1 protein-coding gene is annotated in these 333 nt (G+C 71.2%); it reads left to right on the top strand.

Going from position 1 to position 333, the window contains the following annotated elements; genetic code table 11:
* Window positions 1–333, top strand: a 333-nt coding sequence (locus tag ACLF6P_RS30020; protein WP_463315331.1) for a ketoacyl-synthetase C-terminal extension domain-containing protein, incomplete at both ends; no start/stop codon positions are given.

Genomic DNA, 333 nt, shown 5'->3' with positions numbered 1-333 from the left:
GTCCGCGTCGTGCGGGTGTGTCGTCGTTCGGTATCAGCGGCACGAACGCGCACGTCATCCTGGAGGCCGTGGAGGAGGAGCAGGTGGAGGCCGTCGAGGAGCCGTCGGTCGCGCTGCCGGTGGTGCCGTGGGTGTTGTCGGCGAAGTCGCCGGAGGCGCTGGCGGGTCAGGCGGAGCGCCTGCTCACCTTCGTTGACCAGGTTCCTGCGGTGGATGTGGGCTGGTCGCTGGTGTCGACGCGGACGGCGTTCGAGCACCGTGCCGTGGTCGTCGGCGACGACCGTGCGGCGTTGCTGAGGGCGCTGGCGGAGGGTTCTTCGGCCCCGGGTGTGG

The organism is Streptomyces lothianensis, from assembly GCF_047779955.1.
GTDB lineage: Bacteria > Actinomycetota > Actinomycetes > Streptomycetales > Streptomycetaceae > Streptomyces.
This window is presented reverse-complemented; position numbering and strand designations above follow the sequence as displayed.